General features: G+C 72.3%; 20 protein-coding genes. 15 read left to right on the top strand and 5 right to left on the bottom strand.

The features are described from left to right. Positions 1–21 precede the first annotated feature (21 nt). The 6 genes from ACFY3N_RS06350 (at position 22) to ACFY3N_RS06325 (ending at position 4,997) form a co-directional block, all read left to right on the top strand. The gene (locus ACFY3N_RS06350; protein ID WP_390815470.1) at positions 22–270 is read left to right on the top strand and encodes a hypothetical protein; all 249 of its coding nucleotides are present in this window, start codon (positions 22–24) and stop codon (positions 268–270) included. Beyond that, the gene (locus ACFY3N_RS06345; RefSeq protein WP_390815469.1) at positions 267–668 is read left to right on the top strand and encodes a DNA-binding protein; all 402 of its coding nucleotides are present in this window, start codon (positions 267–269) and stop codon (positions 666–668) included. Before ACFY3N_RS06350 ends, ACFY3N_RS06345 begins: the two co-directional genes overlap by 4 nt. Before the next feature lie 113 nt (positions 669–781). After that, positions 782–2,914, top strand: coding sequence for a molybdopterin oxidoreductase family protein (locus tag ACFY3N_RS06340; protein WP_390815468.1), 2,133 nt, complete (start codon positions 782–784; stop codon positions 2,912–2,914). 83 nt (positions 2,915–2,997) lie between these two features. Further along, positions 2,998–3,405 (top strand): gamma-glutamylcyclotransferase family protein, encoded by a 408-nt coding sequence (locus tag ACFY3N_RS06335; RefSeq protein WP_390815467.1) that lies wholly within the window; start codon positions 2,998–3,000, stop codon positions 3,403–3,405. Positions 3,406–3,701: 296 nt separating this feature from the next. Continuing rightward, positions 3,702–4,226, top strand: a complete 525-nt coding sequence (locus ACFY3N_RS06330; RefSeq protein WP_390815466.1) for a hypothetical protein — start codon at positions 3,702–3,704, stop codon at positions 4,224–4,226. A 117-nt stretch (positions 4,227–4,343) separates the two neighbouring features. Beyond that, positions 4,344–4,997, top strand: a complete 654-nt coding sequence (locus tag ACFY3N_RS06325) for a class F sortase (RefSeq protein ID WP_390815465.1) — start codon at positions 4,344–4,346, stop codon at positions 4,995–4,997. A gap of 66 nt (positions 4,998–5,063) precedes the next feature. Here ACFY3N_RS06325 and ACFY3N_RS06320 read toward each other — a convergent pair whose 3' ends face one another. Further along, a complete protein-coding gene (locus tag ACFY3N_RS06320) occupies positions 5,064–5,846 on the bottom strand; it encodes a sulfite exporter TauE/SafE family protein (protein ID WP_390815464.1) in 783 nt (260 codons plus the stop codon). Positions 5,847–6,040: 194 nt separating this feature from the next. On the opposite strand from ACFY3N_RS06320, the gene ACFY3N_RS06315 reads away from it, so the two are divergent. Genes ACFY3N_RS06315 through nirD form a run of 3 tightly spaced genes read left to right on the top strand, consistent with a single transcriptional unit; the run spans position 6,041 to position 10,211 of the window. Then, positions 6,041–7,258, top strand: coding sequence for an NAD(P)/FAD-dependent oxidoreductase (locus ACFY3N_RS06315; protein ID WP_390815463.1), 1,218 nt, complete (start codon positions 6,041–6,043; stop codon positions 7,256–7,258). Next, on the top strand, positions 7,258–9,864 hold the full coding sequence (gene nirB, locus ACFY3N_RS06310) for a nitrite reductase large subunit NirB (protein WP_390815462.1): 2,607 nt from the start codon (positions 7,258–7,260) through the stop codon (positions 9,862–9,864). The genes ACFY3N_RS06315 and nirB overlap by 1 nt, the downstream gene beginning before the upstream one ends. Further along, positions 9,861–10,211 carry a nitrite reductase small subunit NirD gene (gene nirD / locus ACFY3N_RS06305; RefSeq protein WP_390815461.1) on the top strand — a complete coding sequence of 117 codons (351 nt, stop codon included), beginning with the start codon at positions 9,861–9,863 and terminating at the stop codon, positions 10,209–10,211. Before nirB ends, nirD begins: the two co-directional genes overlap by 4 nt. A gap of 109 nt (positions 10,212–10,320) precedes the next feature. On the opposite strand, the gene ACFY3N_RS06300 is transcribed toward nirD, so the two are convergent. Next, the gene (locus tag ACFY3N_RS06300; protein WP_390815460.1) at positions 10,321–10,458 is read right to left on the bottom strand and encodes a hypothetical protein; all 138 of its coding nucleotides are present in this window, start codon (positions 10,456–10,458) and stop codon (positions 10,321–10,323) included. Positions 10,459–10,630: 172 nt separating this feature from the next. Next, positions 10,631–13,378 (bottom strand): pyruvate, phosphate dikinase, encoded by a 2,748-nt coding sequence (gene ppdK, locus ACFY3N_RS06295; RefSeq protein ID WP_390815459.1) that lies wholly within the window; start codon positions 13,376–13,378, stop codon positions 10,631–10,633. A gap of 664 nt (positions 13,379–14,042) precedes the next feature. On the opposite strand from ppdK, the gene ACFY3N_RS06290 reads away from it, so the two are divergent. Further along, on the top strand, positions 14,043–15,605 hold the full coding sequence (locus tag ACFY3N_RS06290) for a CDP-alcohol phosphatidyltransferase (protein ID WP_390815569.1): 1,563 nt from the start codon (positions 14,043–14,045) through the stop codon (positions 15,603–15,605). On the opposite strand, the gene dusB is transcribed toward ACFY3N_RS06290, so the two are convergent. Further along, positions 15,606–16,760 (bottom strand): tRNA dihydrouridine synthase DusB, encoded by a 1,155-nt coding sequence (gene dusB, locus ACFY3N_RS06285; protein ID WP_390815458.1) that lies wholly within the window; start codon positions 16,758–16,760, stop codon positions 15,606–15,608. A 107-nt stretch (positions 16,761–16,867) separates the two neighbouring features. Here dusB and ACFY3N_RS06280 point away from each other — a divergent pair, with 107 nt between their 5' ends. Continuing rightward, positions 16,868–18,313 (top strand): MFS transporter, encoded by a 1,446-nt coding sequence (locus tag ACFY3N_RS06280; protein ID WP_390815457.1) that lies wholly within the window; start codon positions 16,868–16,870, stop codon positions 18,311–18,313. A gap of 227 nt (positions 18,314–18,540) precedes the next feature. After that, positions 18,541–18,783 carry a hypothetical protein gene (locus ACFY3N_RS06275; protein WP_390815456.1) on the top strand — a complete coding sequence of 81 codons (243 nt, stop codon included), beginning with the start codon at positions 18,541–18,543 and terminating at the stop codon, positions 18,781–18,783. Between the two features lie 40 nt (positions 18,784–18,823). Here ACFY3N_RS06275 and ACFY3N_RS06270 read toward each other — a convergent pair whose 3' ends face one another. After that, positions 18,824–20,206, bottom strand: a complete 1,383-nt coding sequence (locus ACFY3N_RS06270; RefSeq protein WP_390815455.1) for a glycine--tRNA ligase — start codon at positions 20,204–20,206, stop codon at positions 18,824–18,826. A 161-nt stretch (positions 20,207–20,367) separates the two neighbouring features. Here ACFY3N_RS06270 and ACFY3N_RS06265 point away from each other — a divergent pair, with 161 nt between their 5' ends. Genes ACFY3N_RS06265 through ACFY3N_RS06255 form a run of 3 tightly spaced genes read left to right on the top strand, consistent with a single transcriptional unit; the run spans position 20,368 to position 23,080 of the window. Continuing rightward, the gene (locus ACFY3N_RS06265) at positions 20,368–21,387 is read left to right on the top strand and encodes a metal ABC transporter substrate-binding protein (RefSeq protein ID WP_390815454.1); all 1,020 of its coding nucleotides are present in this window, start codon (positions 20,368–20,370) and stop codon (positions 21,385–21,387) included. A 23-nt stretch (positions 21,388–21,410) separates the two neighbouring features. Then, positions 21,411–22,178 (top strand): metal ABC transporter ATP-binding protein, encoded by a 768-nt coding sequence (locus ACFY3N_RS06260; protein WP_390815568.1) that lies wholly within the window; start codon positions 21,411–21,413, stop codon positions 22,176–22,178. Beyond that, entirely contained in the window at positions 22,178–23,080 is a 903-nt protein-coding gene (locus ACFY3N_RS06255) for a metal ABC transporter permease (protein WP_390815453.1), read from the top strand. Before ACFY3N_RS06260 ends, ACFY3N_RS06255 begins: the two co-directional genes overlap by 1 nt. The last annotated feature ends 22 nt before the right edge of the window (positions 23,081–23,102 follow it).

The following is a 23,102-nucleotide window of genomic DNA, read 5'->3' as shown; positions in this document are numbered from 1 at the left end:
TACTCCAGCATGCTCGCTTCCGTGGCGGACACGACGCGGATCACGGTGACGCTCCCGACGGAGCAGGTCGCCGAACTGAAGAAGCTCACCGACAACGTCTCCGGCTACGTCGCCGAAGCGGTGGCGCGTCAGTTGCGGCACCAGCTGCTCGGGGCCGATCTGCTGCACCACCAGGAGGAGTACGGAGCCTTCACCGAGGAGGAGCTCGCAAAGGCCCGCTCCCGGATCTTCGGGAACACCGATGCCGACGGGTCGGCGGGCGCGGCGTGAGCGGGCACGTCGAGACCGTCGTCCTGGACTCCGAGGGCCTCTCCGCCTGGATCGCCCAGGATCGCAAGATCGCCGCGATGTTCCAGGTGTTCCATGCGATGGGTGCCGATTTCGTCGTCGGAGCCAACACCATCGTGGAAGTGAGTCACGCGCGGGTGAACACGGCCCGGCTGCGGTGGGCGCTGTCCCGCGTCAAGGTCGAGCCGGTGACCGAGCAGGCGGCGAAAGCGGCGGCGGAGCTGCTCAAGGCCGCCGGCCTGCACGGGCACACGTACGCGATCGACGCGACGGTGGCCGAGATGGCGCTGCGCCAGCCGGGCCCGGTGGTCATACTGACGTCCGACATCGATGGCATGTCCCGGCTGTGCGGTGACCGTATCCGGCTCGTCGGCGTCTGAACGGGACTCCGCCGACGCCTCACCGCGGGCCCCGGCCGGCGGGGAGGTCGCCGTACCCGGGGTGTAACAGCGGCCGGCGCGGTGTGTAACACCGGCGGCGCAGCCTGGGCCGTATGCGAGACACCGTGACGCCCACGCACTGCCCCTACTGCGCCCTGCAGTGCGGGATGAATCTGACGCCGGCCCCCGACGGGAGAGCCGTCGAGGTCAGTGAGCGCGCGGACTTCCCGGTGAACCGGGGGGCGCTGTGCGGGAAGGGGCGCACGGCGCCCGCCGTGCTGTCGTCGAGCGTGCGGCTGACCTCGCCGCTGGTGCGGTCCGAGGGGGGCGCGCTGGTGCCGGCCTCCTGGGAGGAGGCGCTGGAGCGGGTCGCCGCGGGGCTGGGGCGGACGCGTGCGGAGTACGGGGCGGACGCGGTCGGGGTGTTCGGCGGGGGCGGGCTGACCAACGAGAAGGCGTACAGCCTCGGCAAGTTCGCGCGGGTGGTGCTGGGGACCTCCCAGATCGACTACAACGGGCGGTTCTGCATGTCGTCGGCCGCGGCGGCGGGCGGCAGGGCGTTCGGTCTTGACCGGGGGCTGCCGTTCCCGCTCGAGGACATCCCGAGGACCGGCTGCGTGATCCTCGTCGGGTCGAACCCGGCGGAGACCATGCCGCCGTCGCTGCGGTACTTCACCGAGCTGAGGGAGAACGGCGGCACGCTGATCGTCGTCGACCCGCGCCGCACGAAGACCGCCGAGCAGGCCGATCTGCACCTGGCGCCGCGTCCCGGCACCGATCTCGCGCTGGCGCTGGGCCTGCTGCACCTGATCGTCGCCGAGGGGCGCACCGACGAGGCGTACATCCGGGAGCGCACCAGCGGCTGGGAGGAGACCCGGGCCGCCGCGATGGCGCACTGGCCGGAGTACGTGGAGCGCATCACCGGCGTGCCCGTCCCCCGGCTGCGGGAGGCGGTGCGGCTGTTCTGCGAGCCCGAGGCCGCGATGGTGCTCACCGCGCGCGGGCCCGAGCAGCAGTCCAAGGGCACGGACACGGTGGGCGCGTGGATCAACCTGTGCCTGGCGACGGGGCGGGCGGGCCGGCCGCTGTCCGGGTACGGGTGCCTGACCGGGCAGGGCAACGGGCAGGGCGGGCGCGAACACGGCCAGAAGGCCGACCAGTTGCCCGGCTACCGCAAGCTGACCGATCCGGCGGCGCGGGCGCACGTCGCCGGGGTGTGGGGCGTGGACCCGGACAGCCTTCCCGGCCCGGGGCGCAGCGCGTACGAGCTGCTGGACGCGCTCGGCACGGACATCCGCTCGCTGCTGCTGATGGGCTCCAACCCGGTGGTGTCGGCGCCGCGCGCCGCGCACGTCGAGGAGCGGATCCGCTCGCTGGACTTCCTGGCGGTGTGCGACGTCGTGCTGTCGGAGACGGCCGCGCTCGCCGATGTCGTCCTGCCGGTGACGCAGTGGGCGGAGGAGACGGGGACGACGACCAACCTGGAGGGGCGGGTGCTGCTGCGGCGGCGCGCGATCACCCCGCCGGAGGGCGTCCGCAGCGATCTGGAGGTCATGCACGAGCTGGCCGCGCGGCTGGGTGGGGAGGGGAGCCCGGAGAAGAGGTTCCCGACCGATCCCGAGGAGGTCTTCGAGGAGCTGCGCCGGGCCAGCGCGGGCGGCCCCGCGGACTACTCGGGGATCACCTACCGCAGGCTGGCGGAGGAGAACGGCGTGTTCTGGCCGTGCCCGGCGCCCGGGGACCCGGCGGCCGGCGTCCACCCCGGCACCCCCCGGCTCTTCCTCGACCGGTTCGCCACCGAGGACGGGCGGGCGCGCTTCGCGCCGGTCTCGCACCGGGCGGTCGCCGAGGAACCCGACGACGAGTACCCGGTGCTGCTGACCACCGGGCGGGTCGTGGCGCAGTACCAGTCCGGTGCCCAGACCCGGCGCGTGGACGAGCTGAACGCCGCCGCGCCCGGCCCGTTCGTGGAGCTGCACCCCCGGCTGGCGGAGCGGCTCGGCGCGGCCGAGGGCGATCCGGTGGCCGTGGTGTCCCGGCGGGGGCGGGCGGTGGCGCCGGCCAGGATCACGTCCGCGATCCGGCCGGACACGGTCTTCATGCCGTTCCACTGGGCCGGTGAGGGCCGCGCCAACACCCTCACCAACCCCGCCCTCGACCCGACCTCCCGGATGCCGGAATTCAAGGCGTGCGCGGTGCGCCTGGAGACGGTGGAGGCCGGCCGGCCCGCGCCCGCCTCGGCGTAGCGGGGCCGGTCGAGGGGCCACGGGTGCGCGCGGGCGAGAATCGTCCCCGCCAGGCTCCCCCGACCGTCCGCGCAGGTGAACCAGTGGTCCTCCCCTTCTTCGTCTACGGCACGCTGCGCCCCGGCGAGCGCAACCACGACCTCTTCCTGCGCGGCCGCACCCTGCGCGAGGAACCCGGCCGGCTCCGGGGCGCGGTGCTGTACGAGGGGCCCGGGTACCCGTACGCCGTCGAGGAGCCGGGCGGTGTGGTGAGCGGGGAGCTGGTGACCGCGCTGCCGGAGGCGTACCCGGGGCTGCTCGCCGAGCTGGACCGGCTGGAGGAGTACGTGCCGGGCGACCCGCGCAACCTCTACGAGCGGGTGGCGCGGGACGTCGTCCGGACCGGCGACGGCACGGCGGTGCGGGCCTGGGTGTACGTCGCCGCCCCCGCCGTGACCGCCCGGCTGCGGGCGCGGGGGAAGCCGGTCGAGGGCGGGGAGTGGCGGGGGTAACGCCCTGGACGCGGCCCCGCGGGCGGTCCTCGCCGACGCGCCGGTCACCCGTTCACCCCATGCGCCGCCCCCTTCGGACGCTTTACCGCGAGCGGATCGTCGCGGCACCGGTGACCTGCTGAAACGCCGTGAAGAGGAGGGCCGTTCGGGTGTGCCTGATACCCGTTCAGCCAGTCTCCTGACGCTCCCTCAGGAAGCGGCGGCGGCCCGGTGGCACTTACCTCAAAGGGGCAGGGACGCGTCCGACGGCGGCACATGGAGGTGCCGCGGGCCGTGGACCGCTCTAGGGAGCATCGATGCGACGTACCGTCCGGCTGCTGACCGGTACCGTGCTCGCCGTGGCCGCCGCGGGGCCGCTCGCCACGCCCGCGTACGCCGGGGAGCCGGCCGGGAGCCTGGAGGTGTACCCGTCCTCGGTCGTCCCCGGATCGCACGTCACGGTGAACACCGCGGGGTGCGGCGACGACGGGACCGCGGCGGGCGACGCCACCGCCGTGGGCTCCGGCCGGTTCACGCTGGCGCCGAGCGCGCACGAACGGGACGCGATCGGACAGTTCAGGGTGCCGCCGAGCGCGCAGCCGGGGACGTACGAGATCGTCGCGGCGTGCGACGGGAGCGGCCGGCGGGTGGCCGGCGACCTGGTGGTCACGCTGACGCCCGACGCGCGGCGGACGGTTCCCCGGGGAAGTGTGAAGACGGGGGTCGGGGGCGCGCTGGGCCCCGACCCCGTGCAGACCGCGGGCGGTGTGACGGCTCTCGCCGTCGCCGCCGCGGGCGGTACCTGGCTCCTGCATCGCCGGGCGAGAGGCGACGGGATCTGACGGGCACCCTCCGCTGCCCGTCCCGCCGGTACCGCATGTCCCCTCCCCCTCCGGGTCCGACGCCCCTCGCGGCCCGGAGGGGGGTACGGGGCCGACTCGAGATGAGGTCAGTCCGCCATGCTCCACAGGTTCCACCGGACCGGGGGTCCGGGCAACGCAGCGATAGCCGCCGTCACGGTGTGCGCCCTGTGTGCGGGAACCTGGCTGCTGCGCGACGGGATCCGGACGCAGGCGCCGCCGCAGCCGTCCGCCGCCCAGGCGCACACGGACGACGACCGCAGCGCGGGCCGGGCCCCCGCCCCGGCCCCCGCCCTGCCGCCCTCCCCTCCCGCCCGCGTCCGCATCCCCGCGATCCACGTGGACGCGCCCCTGACCGGCCTCGGCCTGACGGACACCGGCAGCCTCGACGTCCCCCCGGCCGACCGCGCGAACCTGGCCGGCTGGTACGAGGCCGGCGCCACCCCGGGCGAGACGGGCACCGCGATCGTCGCCGGCCATGTCGACAACGCCGACGGGCCCGCCGTCTTCTACTCCCTCGGCGCCCTGCGCAAGGGCAGCACCATCGAGGTGGACCGCCGCGACGGCACCGTCGCCGTGTTCGTGGTGGACGCCGTCGAGGTGCACGACGCGCGGGCCTTCCCCGACGCGAAGGTGTACGGCGCGGCGCACCGCCCCGAGCTGCGGGTCATCACCTGCGGCGGGGGCTACTCCCGGACGACCGGGTACCGGGGGAACGTCGTCGTGTACGCCCACCTGACGGACAGCCGCTGAGCGGGGCCGCGCCGCCCGAACTCCCGCGGGCGGATCACGTCAGCCGGGTCGACCACCGTGTGCCGCTCAGGCCAGCCACTGCTCGTACGCCAGGTTCGCCACCAGTGCGAAGACGACCGTCAGCAGGACGACGCGGACGAAGCCGCTGCCCTTCTTCAGGGCCGTGTGCGCGCCGAGCGTGCCGCCCGCCAGGTTGAACACCGCCATCAGCGCCGCCAGTTGCCACAGCACCGCGCCCTGCCAGGCGAAGGTGGCGAGGGCGCCGGCGTTGGTGCAGCAGTTGACGATCTTGGCGGTGGCGGAGGCGGTGACCAGGTCGAGGTGGAGCACGGCGGTGAGCGCCAGGACGAGGAACGTGCCGGTGCCGGGGCCGACGAGACCGTCGTAGAAGCCGATGCCGAGTCCGGCCAGGCCGATCGCGGCGAGGATCTGGCGGCGGGTGGCCGGGCCGGTGGCGGGGGCCGTGCCGAAGGCGGGGCGCAGGATCACGAAGGCGGCGACGGCGAGCAGCACCACCATGATCACCGGTTTGAGGACCTCGGTGCTCATCCCGGCCGCGAAGAAGGCCCCGGCCGACGATCCGGCGAGGGCCGCGAGGCCGATGCGCACGGCGGTCCTCACGTCGACCGGCGCCTTGCGGGCGTACGTCACCGCCGCGCCCGTGGTGCCCACGATCGCGACCGCCTTGTTGGTGCCCAGCGCGTGCGCGGCGGGGGTGCCGGAGGGCAGGCCGAGCAGCAGGGCGGGCAGGAGCAGCAGCCCGCCGCCGCCGACCACGGCGTCGATCCAGCCGGCGGCGAGGGCGGCCAGACAGAGCAGGACGACCGTGGTCAGGGGGATGTCGGGCATGGCCGCGAGCCTAGGGACGGGGTAGATGCTGCGTCCATCGAGATGAGCGTTTATTGAGGTTGGCCCCCTCACACGCCCGCCCGGCCGGTGCCCGGAACCCTCACATCCCTCCCCGTCCACCGCTGAGGGCAGCGTTCCGTGCGGGAAACAGAGGTGATGCCACCGGGTAACACCCGCACCGCACGCTCAAGGACATGACCTCGAATAAGCGTGTGGTGGTGATCGGCTCCGGCCTCGCGGGCGTACGACTCGCTCGGCGGCTCGGCGAGCTCGGCACGCCCGTGACGCTGGTCGGCGAGGAGGAGCACCGCCCGTACAACAGGGTGCTGCTCGCCGAGGTGCTGGCCGGACGCTACAGCCCCGAGGTGATCGCCCTGCCGGCGCCCGCGGAGCTGATCCGGGCCCGGGTCACCGGCATCGACCGCGCCGGGCGGACCGTCGCCTGCGCGGACGGCTCGGTGATCGCATACGACAGGCTGGTCCTGGCCACCGGTTCCAACCCCGTACTGCCGCCGCTGCGCGGCCTGTTCACCGAGGACCACGAGCTGCCCGAGGGCGTGCACGCGTTCCGCACCCTGGACGACTGCCTGGGCCTGGCCAAGGCGGTGCGGCCGGGGGTGCGGGCGGTGGTGATCGGCGGCGGGCTGCTCGGGGTCTCCGCGGCCCGCGCGCTCGCCGTGCGCGGCGCGCAGGTCGTCCTCGCCCAGCAGTCCGAGCGGCTCATGGAACGCCAGCTGGACCCGGCCGCCTCCAAGCTCGTCGAGCGGCACCTGACCGGCCTCGGCGTGGAGGTGCACACCGAGTGCCGGGTGCGGGACGTGCGCTGCGTCCACGGCGCGGTCCGCTCGGTGGAGATGGCCGACGGGTACGCCCTCGACGCCGACCTCGTGGTCCTGGCCTGCGGGGTGCACCCGCGCGTCGGGCTGGCGCAGGCCGCCGGAATCGAGGTCCGCAAGGGCATCGTCGTCGACGACGAGCTGCGCACCTCCGACCCGTACGTCCACGCCGTCGGCGACTGCGTCCAGCACGCCGGCACGGTGTACGGGCTGGCCACCCCGGCGCTGGAACAGGCCGACGCGCTCGCCGCGCTGCTCGCCGGCGACGCGGACTCCCGCTACACGGGCACCCGTTCCCTGACCCGGCTCACCCTCACCGGGCCGGACAGCCCCTTCGACCTGGCCGCCTTCGGCGAGACCGAGGCGCTGCCGGGCGACGACGTCGTCCAGCTCGCCGATGCCACCCGGGGCACCTACCGCAAGGTCGTCGTCCGCGACGACCGCCTGGTCGGCGGGGTCCTCGTCGGCGAACTCGGCACCGTCGGCGCCCTCGCGCGCGCCTGGGAGGGAGCAGAGCCGCTCCCCTCCGACGGCGGGCCCCTGCTCCACCTGCTCACCAACGATGGAGGCTCCTGATGACCGCCACTCCCGGGGCATCCCCCACGATCGTGCTCGTCGGCCACGGCATGGTCGGCCAGCGTTTCCTGGAGGCCCTCGCCGGACGCGGCCTGACCGCCACGCACCGCGTGGTCGTGCTGTGCGAGGAGCCGCGCCCCGCGTACGACCGGGTCCAGCTCACCTCGTACTTCTCGGGGAGGACGCCCGAGGACCTGTCCATGACGGACATGGCGTTCATCGAGGAGCACGGCATCGAGCTGCACGTCGGTGACCCGGCGGAGACGGTCGACCGTGCGGCGCGCACGGTGACGGCCCGCTCGGGGCTGGTCGTCGGCTACGACGTCCTGGTCCTGGCCACCGGCTCCTACCCGTTCGTGCCGCCGGTGCCGAACAAGGACGCCGAGGGCTGTTTCGTCTACCGCACCATCGAGGACCTGCTCGCGATCGAGGAGTACGCGAGGAAGTCGACGACCGGTGCCGTGGTCGGCGGCGGTCTGCTCGGCCTGGAGGCGGCGGGTGCGCTCAAGGGCCTCGGACTCACCTCCCACATCGTGGAGTTCGCGCCCCGGCTGATGCCCGTCCAGGTCGACGAGGGCGGCGGCGCGGCGCTGCTGCGCACCATCGAGGACATGGGCCTGTCCGTCCACACCGGCGTCGGCACCCAGGAGATCGTGGTCGGCGAGGACGGCGCGGTCACCGGGATGAAGCTGTCGGACGGCTCCGAACTCACCACCGACCTGGTGGTGTTCTCGGCCGGTGTCCGCCCCCGCGACCAGCTGGCCCGCGACTGCGGGCTCACCGTCGGCGAGCGCGGCGGCATCGCGGTCGACGAGCAGTGCCGCACGGTCACCGACCCGCACGTGTTCGCGATCGGCGAGTGCGCGCTGGCCGCCGACGGCCGGGTGTACGGCCTGGTCGCGCCCGGTTACGAGCAGGCCGAGACGGCCGCCGCGACGATCGCCGAGGACGAGTCCGCGTTCACCGGCGCCGACCTGTCCACCAAGCTGAAGCTGCTCGGCGTGGACGTGGCGTCCTTCGGCGACGCGCACGGCACCGCCGGCGACTGCCTGGACGTCGTCTACTCCGACTCCCGCGCCGGCCTGTACAAGAAGCTGGTCATCGGCCGGGACGGCACGCTGCTCGGCGGCATCCTGGTCGGCGACGCGGAGGCGTACGGCACGCTGAAGGCCTTCACCGGCTCCGTCCCGCCGGTCCCGCCCGAGTCGCTGGTGCTGCCGGCCGGCGCGGGGGCTCCCGTCCAGCTCGGCCCGTCCGCGCTGCCGGACGACGCGATCATCTGCTCCTGCAACAACGTCCGCAAGGGCACGATCCGCGAAGCGGTCACCGAACACAGGTGCACCACCGTGCCCGAGGTGAAGAAGTGCACCAAGGCCGGTACCACGTGCGGCAGTTGCGTCAAGGTCCTCGGCCAGCTGATCAACGCCGAGCTGGAGGCGAGCGGCGTCGAGGTCGACAAGGGCCTGTGCGGCTGCTTCTCCCAGACCCGCGAGGAGCTGTACGAGATCGTCCTCGCCCTGCGCATCACCTCCTACCGGGACCTGCTCGACCGGCACGGCCGGGAGTCCGCCCGGGGCGGCGACGGCTGCGAGGTCTGCAAGCCGACGGTCGGCTCGATCATCGCCTCCCTCGCCCCGACGATCGGCGCCAGCACGCACGTCCTGGACGGCGAGCAGGCGGCGCTCCAGGACACCAACGACCACTTCCTGGCCAACCTGCAGAAGAACGGCTCGTACTCGGTCGTGCCGCGCATCCCCGGCGGTGAGATCGCCCCGGAGAAGCTGATCGTGATCGGCGAGATCGCCCGCGACTTCGGCCTCTACACGAAGATCACCGGCGGCCAGCGCATCGACATGTTCGGCGCGCGGGTGGAGCAGCTGCCCGTCATCTGGGCCCGCCTGGTCGACGCCGGCTTCGAGTCCGGCCACGCCTACGGCAAGTCGCTGCGCACGGTGAAGTCCTGCGTCGGGCAGACCTGGTGCCGCTACGGCGTCCAGGACTCCGTGCGCATGGCGATCGACCTGGAGCTGCGCTACCGGGGCCTGCGCTCCCCGCACAAGCTCAAGTCCGCGGTCTCCGGCTGCCAGCGCGAGTGCGCCGAGGCCCAGTCGAAGGACTTCGGCGTCATCGCCACCGCGGGCGGCTGGAACCTCTACGTCGGCGGCAACGGCGGCGCCACCCCGCGCCACGCCGACCTGCTCGCGCAGGACCTCTCGGACGCCGAACTGATCCGCCTGATCGACCGGTTCCTGATGTTCTACATCCGCACCGCCGACCGTCTGGAGCGCACCAGCGTCTGGCTGGACCGCATCCCCGGCGGCCTGGACCACGTGCGGGACGTCGTCGTCCACGACTCGCTCGGCATCTGCGACGAGCTGGAGGCCCTGATGGCCGCCCACGTCTCGCACTACCGCGACGAGTGGGCCGAGACCATCAACGACCCGGAGAAGCTGGCCCGCTTCGTGTCCTTCGTGAACGCCCCCGACACCCCCGACCCGGTGGTCGCCTTCGTCCCCGAGCGCGACCAGATGAAGCCCGACCTGCCGCTGCTGAACATCGGCCTCCGCCCCGCCGACGAGATCCTGGAAGGAAGCGCCACGCGATGACCCTGGCACTCGAGACCACCGATCTGAAGGTCCGGCTCCGCCTCGCCGACGACTGGTTCACGGTCTGCGACCTGAGCACGCTGCTCCCCGGCCGCGGGGTGGCCGCCCTGCTGCCCGACGGCCGCCAGGTCGCCGTCTTCGCCGACCGCACCGGCCGCCTGTACGCCATCGACAACCGCGACCCCTTCACCGGCGCGGCCGTCCTCTCCCGCGGCCTGACCGGCACCCACCGGGGCCGCCCCTTCGTCGCCTCCCCGCTCCTGAAGCAGCGCTTCGACCTGGAGTCGGGCCAGTGCCTGGACGACGAGACGGTACGGGTGACGGCGTACGAGGTGAAGGCGGCATAGCCGCCCATCGGCCGGCGCGCGTCCGGGTCGCGCGCCGGCCGATGGGCGGGTCCGGCGGGCCACACCGGTTCCGCCCGCTGCCGCCCCCGTACGGAGACCGGCTCCCGGCTCACCAGGACAGCAGCAGGGAGCCGGTCTTCCCGCCCCCGCGCCGACCGGCGAGGACCGCCGGGAGCGCCCGGGCCGCGAGGGCACCGGCCGGACCGCTCAGCGGCCCGATGCCGCTCCCGCGCACACCGAGTGGCACCGGGTCCCCGCCCTCCCCGTCGTGGTGGTCCGTACGTTCCGGGACCGGCCCCCGCACACGCGGGAGGGCGGCACCCCCGCACGGGTGCCGCCCTCTTCTCGTGGTCCGGAGCCGCTGCCGATCGGTGAGGGTGGTCGGGTGACAGGCAACGGCTCCGGGGCTTCGCGTGCCCCTACCGGTGGTCGCTGCCCGTCGACGTGACGGCCGCGCGGCCGGCCTCCAGGCGGGCGACCGGGATGCGGAACGGGGAGCAGGAGACGTAGTCCAGGCCGGCCTCGTGGAAGAAGTGGACCGACTCCGGGTCGCCGCCGTGCTCGCCGCAGACGCCGAGCTTCAGGTCGGGGCGGGTGGCGCGGCCGGCCTTCGCGGCGGCGGCGACCAGCGAGCCCACGCCGTCCTTGTCGATCGTCTCGAACGGCGACACCCCGAAGATGCCCTTCTCCAGGTAGGCCGTGAAGAACGAGGCCTCCACGTCGTCCCGGGAGAAGCCCCACACCGTCTGGGTGAGGTCGTTGGTGCCGAAGGAGAAGAACTCCGCCGCCTCCGCGATCTGGCCGGCGGTCAGCGCGGCGCGCGGCAGCTCGATCATCGTGCCGATGGCGAGCTTGAGCGAGGTGCCGGTGGTCCGCTCGACCTCGGCGATGACCTGGTCGGCCTCCTCGCGGACGATCTCCAGTTCCTGGACCGTGCCGACCAGCGGGATCATGATCTCCGCGCGCGGGTCGCACTTGGCCGCCCGGCGCTCGGCCGCCGCCTCCGCGATGGCCCGCACCTGCATGGTGAACAGGCCCGGGATGACGAGGCCGAGACGGACGCCGCGCAGGCCCAGCATCGGGTTCTGCTCGTGCAGCCGGTGCACGGCCTGGAGCAGGCGCAGCTCGTTCTCGTGCGGCTCCTGCCGGGACTCGGCGAGGGCGACGCGGACCGACAGCTCGGTGATGTCGGGCAGGAACTCGTGCAGCGGCGGGTCGAGCAGGCGGATGGTGACCGGGAGGCCGTCCATCGCCTCGAAGAGTTCCACGAAGTCCTGCTTCTGCAGCGGCAGCAGGGCCTTCAGGGACTCCTCGCGCTCGGCCTCGGTGTCGGCCAGGATCAGGCGCTCGACCAGCTCGCGGCGGTCGCCGAGGAACATGTGCTCGGTACGGCACAGGCCGATGCCCTGGGCGCCGAAGCGGCGGGCGCGCAGCGCGTCCTCGGCGTTGTCGGCGTTGGCCCGCACCCGCAGCCGGCGCTTGCGGTCGGCGAAGGCCATCATCCGGTGCACGGCCTCGACCAGTTCGTCGGCGTCGTCGGCGCCCGGGTGCATCCGGCCCTCGAAGTACTCCACGACCGGGGAGGGGACGACCGGGACCTCGCCCAGGTAGACCTTGCCGGACGAGCCGTCGATGGAGACGACGTCGCCCTCCTCCACCACGTGCCCGCCGGGCACGGTCATCCGGCGGCGCTTGGTGTCGACCTCCAGCTCCTCCGCGCCGCAGACACAGGTCTTGCCCATGCCGCGGGCGACCACGGCCGCGTGGGAGGTCTTGCCGCCGCGCGAGGTGAGGATGCCCTCGGCCGCGATCATGCCGTCCAGGTCGTCGGGGTTGGTCTCGCGGCGGATCAGGATGACCTTCTCGCCGGAACGCGACCACTTGACGGCGGTGTACGAGTCGAAGACCGCCTTGCCGACCGCCGCGCCCGGCGAGGCCGCGATACCGCGTCCGACCTGCTCGACCTGGGCGTCCTCGTCGAAGCGCGGGAACATCAGCTGGGCGAGCTGGGCGCCGTTGACGCGGGTGAGCGCCTCGGCCTCGTCGATCAGGCCCTGGTCCACCAGCTGCGTGGCGATCCGGAAGGCCGCGCCCGCCGTGCGCTTGCCGACCCGGGTCTGGAGCATCCACAGCTGGCCGCGCTCGATGGTGAACTCGATGTCGCAGAGGTCCCTGTAGTGGTTCTCCAGCGTCTCCATGATCTGCATCAGCTGGTCGTACGACTTCTTGTCGATCGACTCCAGCTCCGCGAGCGGCACGGTGTTGCGGATGCCCGCGACCACGTCCTCGCCCTGCGCGTTCTGCAGGTAGTCGCCGTAGACGCCCTGGTGGCCGGAGGCGGGGTCGCGGGTGAAGGCGACGCCGGTGCCGGAGTCCGGGCCGAGGTTGCCGAAGACCATGGAGCAGACGTTGACGGCCGTGCCGAGGTCGTGCGGGATGCGTTCCTGGCGGCGGTAGAGCTTGGCGCGGTCGCCGTTCCACGAGTCGAAGACGGCCTTGATGGCGAGGTCCATCTGCTCGCGCGGGTCCTGCGGGAAGTCCCGGCCGGCCTCGGCCTTGACGATCTTCTTGAACCTGGTGACGAGCTTCTTGAGGTCGGCGGCCTCCAGCTCGGTGTCGACGGTGACCTTCTTGGCCGCCTTCGCCGCCTCCAGCGCGTCCTCGAACAGCTCGCCGTCGACGCCGAGGACGGTCTTGCCGAACATCTGGATGAGGCGCCGGTAGGAGTCCCACGCGAACCGGTCGTCGCCGGCCTGCTCGGCCAGGCCCTGCACGGACTTGTCGGAGAGGCCGATGTTGAGGACCGTGTCCATCATGCCGGGCATGGAGAACTTGGCGCCCGAGCGGACCGACACGAGGAGGGGGTTGTCGGCCTGGCCGAGCTTCTTGCCCATGGTCGCTTCGAGGGCGTCGAGGTGCGCACTCACCTCGTCACGCAGTGCCGCCGGCTCCTCGCCGCTGTCGAGGTAGGTCTTGCAGGCCTCGGTGGTGATGGTGAAGCCGGGCGGGACGGGAAGGCCCAGGTTGGTCATCTCGGCGAGGTTGGCGCCCTTGCCGCCGAGCAGGTCCTTCAGGTCCTTGTTGCCCTCGGTGAAGTCGTAGACGAACTTCACGCCCTCAACGCTCGTGCCCGACTGAGCTACGTGGGGATCTTTGTTTTCCGACACGGGTCTCGACTCCTCGAGGACGCGGTGGCTGCCCTGACGGCGAGGAATGTACCCAGATCAAAGGCGTCTGGGTACGTCCACTTGTGCGTCATGCGCCTGTAACCACTCGTCCGCCAGCGGATCGAAAGTCAAAGCTTGGCAAGTCATGGCGGCCGAATGTTTTCACCTCTTGAACGCACCAGCCTCCCGATCGACCCCTTGAGTGCTCACCTGAGCGGCAATTACCACGTTTGATTTCGCTCGATGAACGATCAAGAGATGGCACTGAGTGCCGTCCTTTGAGAAGTGCAAGCGCCCACGATTCGCTCATCTGAGCGCAACCCTTATCAAGGGTGGCGAGAATCACGCTGCCGTGGCGAGCCGGATTCCACCATCCGGACTACATCCGGCGCCCCGCTCCCCCGGACCCGGCCCCGGACCCGGCCCCGGCATCCAAAATCCCCGGTCAGATGAACACACCCGCCGCTCCACCCGTACGGAACGGCGGCGGACCCGGACCCCCACGCCGGGTCCGCCTCCCACCGGGCTCGGTACGGAAGGGACCTCCGGGTTGCCTGTCTTCACACGCCTGCGCGACGCGCGCGACGCCCACCCCGCAGCCGCCCGCGTGCTCCACCGGACGCTGCACGTCCTCGCCGCCGCCCTCGTCGTCGGCGCCCTCCTGATGCCGAACACCGCCCCCGGGCTCCGGCCCGGCCGGTTCACCCGGATACCGGCGGAGGCGATCATCGGGGCCGTCCTGCTGCTCGCCCTGCCGCGCCGGCCGCGGATCGTCGTGGCGGCGCTGTACGGGGCGGGCATCGGCGTCCTGACCGTGCTGAACCTGCTGGACATCGGGTTCACCGCGTATCTGGGCCGCGGCTTCAACGTCCTGCTGGACTGGGGGCTGCTCGACGACGCGCAGAGCTATGTCGCGGACTCGACGGGCTCCACGGCCGCGACCGCCGCCGCCGTCGGCGCGGTCGTCCTCGCCCTGCTCCTCGTGGCCGTCACGGCGCTGGCCACCGTCCGGCTCGGCAACCTGCTGGCCCGGCACCGCGTCCGCGCCACCCGGGGCGCGCTGATCGCGGGGACGGCGTGGGTCGCCTGCGCCGCGCTCGGTATCCAGGTCTCCGGCGTGCCGGTCGCCTCCGACCGTGCCGCGGGCGCCCTGAAGGGACAGACGCGGCGCGTGGTGGACACCCTGCGCGACGAGGCGGCCTTCGCGCGGGAGGCACGGGCGGACGCCTTCGGCGCCACTCCCCCCGGCCGGCTCGTCCCGGACCTGCGCGGCAAGGACGTCGTCCTCGCCTTCATCGAGAGCTACGGCCGCACGGCCGTCGAGGACCCGCTGATCGCCCCCGGCGTCACCCGCACCCTCGACGCGCGCACCGCCGCGCTCGCGCGGGCCGGCTACCACGCCCGCAGCGGCTGGCTCACCTCGGCGACGTACGGCGGCAGCAGCTGGCTCGGCCACTCCACGGCCCTGTCCGGCCTCTGGGTCGACAACCAGCAGCGCTACCGCACCGTCACCTCCGGCGACCGCCTCACCCTCACCGGGGCGTTCCGCGAGACCGGCGCCTGGGACACCGTCGGGATCATGCCCGGGGTGCGGAAGGCCTGGCCGGAGGCGGAGTGGTACGGCCTCGACAAGGTCTACGACGCCTTCGACCTCGGCTACCGGGGGCCGAAGTTCAGCTGGTCGACCATGCCGGACCAGTACGCCCTGGAGGCCTTCCAGCGCCTGGAGCACGGCCGCGGGCGCGACCGGCCGCTGATGGCGGAGATCATCCTCACCTCCAGCCACCAGCCCTGGGCCCCGGTCCCGGAACTGGTCGACTGGGACGAACTCGGCGACGGCTCGGTCTTCGACGCGATCCGGCGGGCGGGGAGGAAACCCGCCGACGTCGTCGCCGACTCCACCGAGTCCCGGCGGGAGTACGGGAGATCGATCCAGTACTCGGTCACCGCCCTCACCCAGTGGCTGGAGCGCTACGGCACCGACGACACCGTCCTGGTCTTCCTCGGCGACCACCAGCCCATCGCCCGCGTCAGCGGCGACCGCGCGAGCCGGGACGTGCCGGTGTCGATCGTCGCCAAGGACCCGGAGGTGCTGGAGCGGACCGACGCCTGGAACTGGACCGAGGGGCTCACCCCCGCCGAGGACGCGCCCGTGTGGCGGATGAGCTCGTTCCGCGACCGCTTCCTGACGGCCTACGGCTCCGTCCCGCGCCCCACCAGGGGCTGATCAGCCGCCGGAGGTGTCCAGTTCCGCGTCCTCGCCGACGCCCGCGCAGTCGTACGGGTCCTTCAGCCAGCCGTCCGGCAGCACCACCCGGTTGTTGCCGGACGTACGGCCGCGGGGGCCGTCGGCGCCGGACGGCCAGGGCTGGCCGAGGTCCAGCTCGTCGAGCCCGGCCCGCAGCTCCTCCAGCGAGGAGGTGACCGCGAGCCGCCTCCGCATCCCGGAGCCGACCGCGAAGCCCTTCAGGTACCAGGCCACGTGCTTGCGGAAGTCGATCACCCCGCGCGACTCGTCGCCGATCCACTCCCCCAGCAGCGCGGCGTGCCGGACCATGACGTCGGCGACCTCGCGCAGCGTGGGCCGTACGAAGGAGTCCGTGCGCCCCTCGAAGGCCGCGACCAGGTCCGCGAACAGCCACGGCCGCCCCAGGCAGCCGCGGCCCACGACCACCCCGTCGCAGCCGGTCTCGCGCACCATCCTGAGCGCGTCCTCGGCCGACCAGATGTCGCCGTTGCCGAGCACCGGGATCTCCGGGACGTGCTCCTTCAGCCGGGCGATGGCGTCCCAGTCGGCGGTGCCGCCGTAGTGCTGGGCGGCGGTGCGGCCGTGCAGCGCGATGGCCGTCACGCCCTCCTCGACGGCGATCCGGCCGGCGTCCAGGTAGGTCAGGTGGTCGTCGTCGATGCCCTTGCGCATCTTCATCGTCACCGGCAGGTCGCCCGCGCCGCTCACGGCCTCGCGCAGGATGGACCGCAGTAGGTTCCGCTTGTACGGGAGGGCCGAGCCGCCGCCCTTGCGGGTCACCTTGGGGACCGGGCAGCCGAAGTTGAGGTCGATGTGGTCGGCGAGGTCCTCCTCCGCGATCATGCGGACGGCCTTGCCGACGGTCGCCGGGTCGACGCCGTACAGCTGGATGGAGCGCGGCTTCTCGCTCTCGTCGAACCGGATCAGCTGCATGGTCTTGTCGTTGCGCTCGACCAGCGCCCGGGTGGTGATCATCTCGCTGACGAAGAGGCCCTTGCCGCCGCTGAACTCCCGGCACAGGGTGCGGAAGGGCGCGTTGGTGATCCCGGCCATGGGGGCGAGCACGACGGGCGGCCGCACCGCGTGCGGGCCGATGCTCAGGGTCGTGTTCACGGTGGGCGTGGTCGTGGACATTCCCTCATTGTCCCGCATGCCGAGGGGTACCCGGTACGTCGGCGTCCGGAGACCGTGTAACGGTCATTAGTTAACCGCACTATCGACATGCGCGTACGATGGCACCCATGCCCGAGCTCAGCCACGGCCGACGCATGCTGGTGCTCGCGATCTGCTGCATGAGCCTGCTGATCGTGAGCCTGGACAACACGGTCCTCAACGTCGCCCTGCCCGCCCTGCAGAGGGACTTCGACGCGAGCACCTCCGGTCTGCAGTGGACCATCGACGCGTACACGCTCGTCCTGGCCTCCCTGCTGATGCTCGCGGGCTCCACGGCCGACCGGATCGGCCGCAGACGGGTGTTCATGGCGGGCCTGGTGGTCTTCACCCTCGGCTCGGTGCTGTGCTCACTGGCACCGGACCTGTCCTGGCTGGTCGTGTTCCGGATGGTGCAGGCGGTCGGCGGCTCGATGCTCAACCCGGTCGCCATGTCGATCATCACCAACACCTTCACCGACCCCCGCGAGCGGGCCCGCGCGATCGGCGCGTGGGGCGCGGTCGTCGGCATCTCGATGGCCGCGGGACCGCTGGTCGGCGGGCTGCTGGTGGAGTCGGTCGGCTGGCGCTCCATCTTCTGGATCAACCTGCCGGTGGGCCTGGCCGCGCTGCTGCTCACCTGGCGTTTCGTCCCGGAGTCCCGCGCCCCGAGGGCCCGCCGCCCGGACCCGGTCGGCCAGCTCCTGGTGATCGTGCTGTTCGGCTCCCTGACGTACGCGATCATCGAGGCCCCGCACGCCTCCCTCCCGGTGACCGCGCCCTTCGCCGTCGTCGCCCTGATCGCCCTGCTCGCCCTCCTGTGGTACGAGCCCCGCCGCCGCGAACCCCTCATCGACCTGCGCTTCTTCCGCTCCGCTCCGTTCAGCGGGGCCACGGTGATAGCCGTGGGCGCGTTCGCCGCGCTCGGCGGCTTCCTGTTCCTGTCCACGCTGTACCTGCAGAACGTACGGGGCCTGAGCGCCCTGCACGCGGGCCTGTGGATGCTCCCGATGGCCGTCCCGACCTTCCTGTGCGCCCCGCTCTCCGGCCGGCTGGTCGGCAGCCGGGGCCCGCGTCTGCCGCTGCTGGTCGCCGGCGGCGCGATGACGGTCAGCGGGCTCCTCTTCGCCCTCTTCGAGGCCGAGACGTCCAACGCCACGCTCTTCACCGGGTACGTCCTCTTCGGCGTCGGCTTCGGCTTCGTCAACGCCCCGATCACCAACACCGCCGTCTCCGGCATGCCGACCGCGCAGGCGGGAGTGGCCTCGGCGGTCGCGTCCACCAGCCGTCAGCTGGGCCAGGCGCTGGGCGTCGCGGTGATCGGCGCGGTGCTGGCGGCGGGGGTGGGCTCGTCGTCGTACGCGGACACGTTCGTGGCGGCGGCGCGGCCGGCCTGGTGGATCCTCGTGGGGTGCGGCCTCTCGGTGCTGGCCGTGGGCGCGCTGACCTCGGGCCGCTGGGCCCGCGGGACCGCCGAGCGGACGGCGGAGCGGCTGGAGTCGCCGGAGATGCGCAGGAGCACGGGCGTCAGCGCCTGAGCGGTTCAGCGAGGCTTCACAGGGCCCGGTGCCGGTGTGGGCCGGGGGTGGGGTTGCGCGGCCCGGCGCTTGCGGGGTGCCTCCCCCAGAGGGGTACCCCCAGCGCCCACCCGTGCCGCCCTGGGGGTACCTCCCAGGCCTTCAAGGCACTGGGGGAGGCACGACTGCCCGCGGGAGCGAGGGGCAGTAGAAACGGCGACACCCACTCGCGGACCGCCGGAGGCGTCATGCCGCAGATCGACACGAGCAAGATCAGCCGCTGGGACCTGCACGGCCGCGCACACGTCGTGCGCGTCCAACGCACCGGCCTGCAGCGGACGCTCCGGTGCGACACCTGCGGCTGGCACAGGGGCGCCCCCTTCCTGCCGTGGCTCAGGGCGCAGGAGCACCTGACGGAGGCGCACCAGGCGACGGTGGACCCGGCGAACCGGCGGGCGTCCACGGCGAGGCCCCCGGTACCGGACCACTGAGTGATCCGGTACCGGGGGCCCGGGACGGTCCGCGAAGCGGCTAGGCGCCGATCAGACGGGCCGCCAGGTACCCCTCGATCTGGTCGAGCGAGACGCGCTCCTGCTTCATGGTGTCGCGCTCGCGCACGGTCACCGCGTTGTCGTCCAGCGTGTCGAAGTCGACGGTCACGCAGAACGGCGTACCGATCTCGTCCTGGCGGCGGTAGCGGCGGCCGATGGCGCCGGCGTCGTCGAACTCGATGTTCCAGTTCTGCCGCAGCGACTGCGCCAGGCCCTTGGCCTTCGGCGACAGCTCCGGGTTGCGGGACAGCGGGAGCACCGCGACCTTCACCGGCGCGAGGCGGTGGTCGAGCCGCAGCACGGTCCGCTTCTCCATCTTGCCCTTGGCGTTGGGCGCCTCGTCCTCGACGTAGGCGTCGAGCAGGAAGGCGAGCATGGCCCGGCCGACACCGGCCGCCGGCTCGATGACGTACGGCGTCCAGCGCTCGCCGGCCTCCTGGTCGAAGAAGGACAGGTCCTGGCCGGAGGCCTTGGAGTGGGCGCCGAGGTCGTAGTCGGTGCGGTTGGCGACGCCCTCCAGCTCGCCCCACTCGCTGCCGCCGAACTGGAAGCGGTACTCGATGTCAGCGGTGCGCTTGGAGTAGTGGGAGAGCTTCTCCTTCGGGTGCTCGTACCACCGCATGTTCTCCTCGCGCATGCCGAGGCCGGTGTACCAGTTCCAGCGCTGCTCCATCCAGTACTCCTGCCACTTCTCGTCCTCGCCCGGCTTGACGAAGAACTCCATCTCCATCTGCTCGAACTCGCGGGTGCGGAAGATGAAGTTGCCGGGCGTGATCTCGTTGCGGAAGGACTTGCCCATCTGGGCGATGCCGAACGGCGGCTTGCGGCGCGAAGTGGTCTGCACCTGGGCGAAGTTGGTGAAGATGCCCTGGGCGGTCTCGGGGCGCAGGTAGGCGATGGAGCCGGAGTCCTGCGTCGGGCCGAGGTGGGTGGAGAGCAGACCCGAGAACTGCTTGGGCTCGGTGAAGGTGCCCTTGTTGCCGCAGTTGGGGCAGTTGAGGTCGGCGAGGCCGTTCTCCGGGGCGTGCCCCTTCTTCTCCTCGTACGCCTCCTCCAGGTGGTCCGCGCGGAACCGCTTGTGGCAGGAGGTGCACTCGGTCAGCGGGTCCGTGAACGTGGCGACGTGACCGGAGGCCACCCAGACCTCGGGGGCCAGGATCACGGACGAGTCGATACCGACCACGTCCTCGCGCGACGTCACCATGTAGCGCCACCACTGGCGCTTCAGGTTCTCCTTGAGCTCGACACCCAGCGGTCCGTAGTCCCAGGCGGCCCGCTGGCCACCGTAGATCTCACTGCAGGGGAATACGAAGCCACGGCGCTTGCTCAGGCTGACGATGGTGTCGATCTTGTCGGCGGCCACGGTGCTCTCTTCATTACGACGACGGGCGACGAAGCGAGATTGCTTCCAGCGAAGCCCTCAGGCTACCGGCGCGGCCTGCCCCGCGACCAATTCGGTGTCCCCTACAGCCCTCTCACGTGCTTTGTTGACAACGGTTTCCATATTTGTTGAAAATGACTGTCATGAACGTACGACGACATCACATATCCGCGGCCGCCCTGGCCGCGGTCACCGCCCTCGGTCTCGGCACCCTGACCGCCTGCTCCTCCGACAGCGCCGCCGCGGGCAACACCGACAAGTTCGACGTCGTCGCGTCGTTCTACCCGATGGCCTTCCTCGCCGAGCGGATCGGCGGCGAGCACGTCAACGTCACCAGTCTCACCGAGCCCGGCCAGGAGCCGCACGACCTGGAGATCAGCGCCAAGCAGACCGCGCAGCTCCAGGAGTCCGACGCGGCCCTCTACCTCAAGGGCCTCCAGCCCACCGTCGACGAGGCCATCGGCCAGTCCGAGGTCAAGACGAAGATCGACGCGGCCACCCTGACCACGCTGGAGGAGCACGGCACCGAGGCCGGCGGCCACGAGGACGAGCACGCCGAGGACGAGCACGCCGAGGAGGAGGAGCACGCCGCGGAGGACGAGCACGCCGCGGAGGAGGAGCACGCCCACGAGCACGAGGGCGGCAAGGACCCCCACGTCTGGCTCGACCCGGTCAAGTACGCCGAGGTCGCCGAGGGCGTCGGCAAGGCCTTCGAGAAGGCCGACCCGGACCACGCCGCCGACTACAGGAAGAACACCGAGGCCCTGGTCGAGAAGCTGAACGACCTCGACACCGCCTTCGAGACCGGCCTGAAGGACAGGAAGACCGACGTCTTCATCACCACGCACGCCGCCTTCGGCTACCTCGCCGAGCGCTACGGACTGACCGAGGAGGCCATCAGCGGCCTGGACCCCGAGTCCGAGCCCAGTGGGGCACGCGTGAAGGAACTTGAGAAGATGGCCAAGGCCGACGGCGTCACCACCGTGTTCTACGAGACGCTCGTCAGCGACAAGACCGCCAAGACCCTCGCCGGCGACGCCGGACTGAAGACGGACGTCCTCGACCCGATCGAGGGCATCACGGACAAGTCCCGCGGCGACGACTACTTCCAGGTCATGGAGGCCAACCTCGGGGCCCTGCAGACGGCTCTGGGAGCCAAGTGACCGACGAACCACCGGAGGACGGCATGACCGAGCCCGTCATATCCCTGCGCGGCGTCCGCGCCGAGCTGGGCTCGCGCCCCGTCCTGCGCGGCATCGACCTCACCGTGCACCGCGGTGAGGTCGTCGCCCTGCTCGGGGCCAACGGCTCCGGCAAGTCGACGGCCGTGCGCAGCGTCATCGGCCAGGTGCCGGTCGGCGCCGGCGAGATCGAGCTGTTCGGCACCCCGCGGCACCGGTTCCGCGACTGGGCGCGCGTGGGCTACGTCCCGCAGCGCACCACCGCCGCGGGCGGCGTCCCGGCCACGGTGACCGAGGTGGTCTCCTCCGGCCGCCTGGCCCGCACCCGTTTCGGCCTGTTCCGCAAGGCCGACCGCGAGGCCGTGCGCCACGCCCTGGACCTGGTCGGCATGGCGGACCGGGCGAAGGACTCCGTCGACGCCCTCTCCGGCGGCCAGCACCAGCGGGTCCTGATCGCCCGCGCGCTCGCCGCCGCCCCCGAACTGCTGATCATGGACGAGCCGATGGCGGGCGTCGACCTGGCCAGCCAGGAGGTCCTCGCCGAGACCCTGAGGCACCAGGTCTCCGAGGGCGCCACGGTCCTCCTCGTCCTGCACGAGCTGGGCCCCCTGGAGCCCCTGATCGACCGGGCGGTCGTCCTCCGCGACGGCTGCGTCCTGCACGACGGCCCGCCCCCGAAGGCCGTCGGCCAGCACGCGCTGCCCGGCCACGACCACGTACACCCGCACGCGCCGGCGGGCACCGAACCGATCCGCACGGGACTGCTCAGCTGATGGAAATCCTCGACTACGCCTTCATGCAGCGGGCGCTGCTCGCCGCCGTCCTGGTCGGCGTCACCGCCCCCGCCGTGGGCATCTACCTGGTCCAGCGCCGCCAGGCCCTGATGGGCGACGGCATCGGCCACGTCGCCATGACCGGCGTCGGCCTCGGCTTCCTGCTCAGCTGGTCCCCGGTGTGGATGGCGACGCTCGTCTCCGTCCTCGGCGCCGTCTTCATGGAACTGGTCCGCTGGTACGCCAGGACCCGGGGCGACATCGCCCTCGCGATGCTCTTCTACGGCGGTATGGCCGGCGGCGTGATGTTCATCAACCTCGCTCCCGGCGGCTCCACCACGAACCTCTCCTCGTTCCTCTTCGGCTCCCTGTCCACGGTCTCCGAGTCCGACGTCACCGCGATCTGCCTGCTGGCCGCCTTCGTGGTCGTGACCACCGTCGGACTGCGCCGGCAGCTGTTCGCGGTCAGCCAGGACGAGGAGTTCGCCCGGGTGACGGGCCTGCCGGTGCGGTTTTTGAACCTGCTCACGGCGGTCACCGCCGCGGTGACCGTCTCCGTCGCGATGCGCGTGGTCGGCCTGCTGCTGGTGAGCGCGCTCATGGTGGTGCCCGTCGCGGCGGCCCAGCAGCTCACCCGCAGCTTCGCCGCGACCTTCGCCATCGCCGTCGCGATCGGCGTGAGCGTGACCATCGGCGGCACGGTCACCTCGTACTACCAGGACGTGCCGCCCGGCGCGACGATCGTGCTGCTGACCATCGCCGCGTTCATCGCGCTGACCGCGCTGGCCGCCCCGCTGGCCCGCCGCCGCGCCCGGGCGCTGGCCGCCGCGCAGCCCGGCGGCGACCCCGCCGAGTGCACCATTCCGGCCAGTCGCACGACCGGCGGCACGGTCGGCGCCTGACCGTCCCGTGCCCGGACTGGCA

This window comes from Streptomyces sp. NPDC000348 (assembly GCF_042898795.1).
GTDB lineage: Bacteria > Actinomycetota > Actinomycetes > Streptomycetales > Streptomycetaceae > Streptomyces.
This window is presented reverse-complemented; position numbering and strand designations above follow the sequence as displayed.

Excerpts from the sequence above, each read along its gene's own strand:
- ACFY3N_RS06340 (WP_390815468.1), top strand. The coding sequence starts at position 782 with ATGCGAGACACCGTGACGCCCACGCACTGCCCCTACTGCGCCCTGCAG.
- ACFY3N_RS06330 (WP_390815466.1), top strand. The coding sequence starts at position 3,702 with ATGCGACGTACCGTCCGGCTGCTGACCGGTACCGTGCTCGCCGTGGCC.
- ACFY3N_RS06325 (WP_390815465.1), top strand. The coding sequence starts at position 4,344 with ATGCTCCACAGGTTCCACCGGACCGGGGGTCCGGGCAACGCAGCGATA.
- ACFY3N_RS06320 (WP_390815464.1), bottom strand. The coding sequence starts at position 5,846 with ATGCCCGACATCCCCCTGACCACGGTCGTCCTGCTCTGTCTGGCCGCC.
- ACFY3N_RS06315 (WP_390815463.1), top strand. The coding sequence starts at position 6,041 with ATGACCTCGAATAAGCGTGTGGTGGTGATCGGCTCCGGCCTCGCGGGC.
- nirB (WP_390815462.1), top strand. The coding sequence starts at position 7,258 with ATGACCGCCACTCCCGGGGCATCCCCCACGATCGTGCTCGTCGGCCAC.
- nirD (WP_390815461.1), top strand. The coding sequence starts at position 9,861 with ATGACCCTGGCACTCGAGACCACCGATCTGAAGGTCCGGCTCCGCCTC.
- ACFY3N_RS06290 (WP_390815569.1), top strand. The coding sequence starts at position 14,043 with ATGCCGAACACCGCCCCCGGGCTCCGGCCCGGCCGGTTCACCCGGATA.
- dusB (WP_390815458.1), bottom strand. The coding sequence starts at position 16,760 with ATGTCCACGACCACGCCCACCGTGAACACGACCCTGAGCATCGGCCCG.
- ACFY3N_RS06280 (WP_390815457.1), top strand. The coding sequence starts at position 16,868 with ATGCCCGAGCTCAGCCACGGCCGACGCATGCTGGTGCTCGCGATCTGC.
- ACFY3N_RS06275 (WP_390815456.1), top strand. The coding sequence starts at position 18,541 with ATGCCGCAGATCGACACGAGCAAGATCAGCCGCTGGGACCTGCACGGC.
- ACFY3N_RS06265 (WP_390815454.1), top strand. The coding sequence starts at position 20,368 with ATGAACGTACGACGACATCACATATCCGCGGCCGCCCTGGCCGCGGTC.
- ACFY3N_RS06260 (WP_390815568.1), top strand. The coding sequence starts at position 21,411 with ATGACCGAGCCCGTCATATCCCTGCGCGGCGTCCGCGCCGAGCTGGGC.
- ACFY3N_RS06255 (WP_390815453.1), top strand. The coding sequence starts at position 22,178 with ATGGAAATCCTCGACTACGCCTTCATGCAGCGGGCGCTGCTCGCCGCC.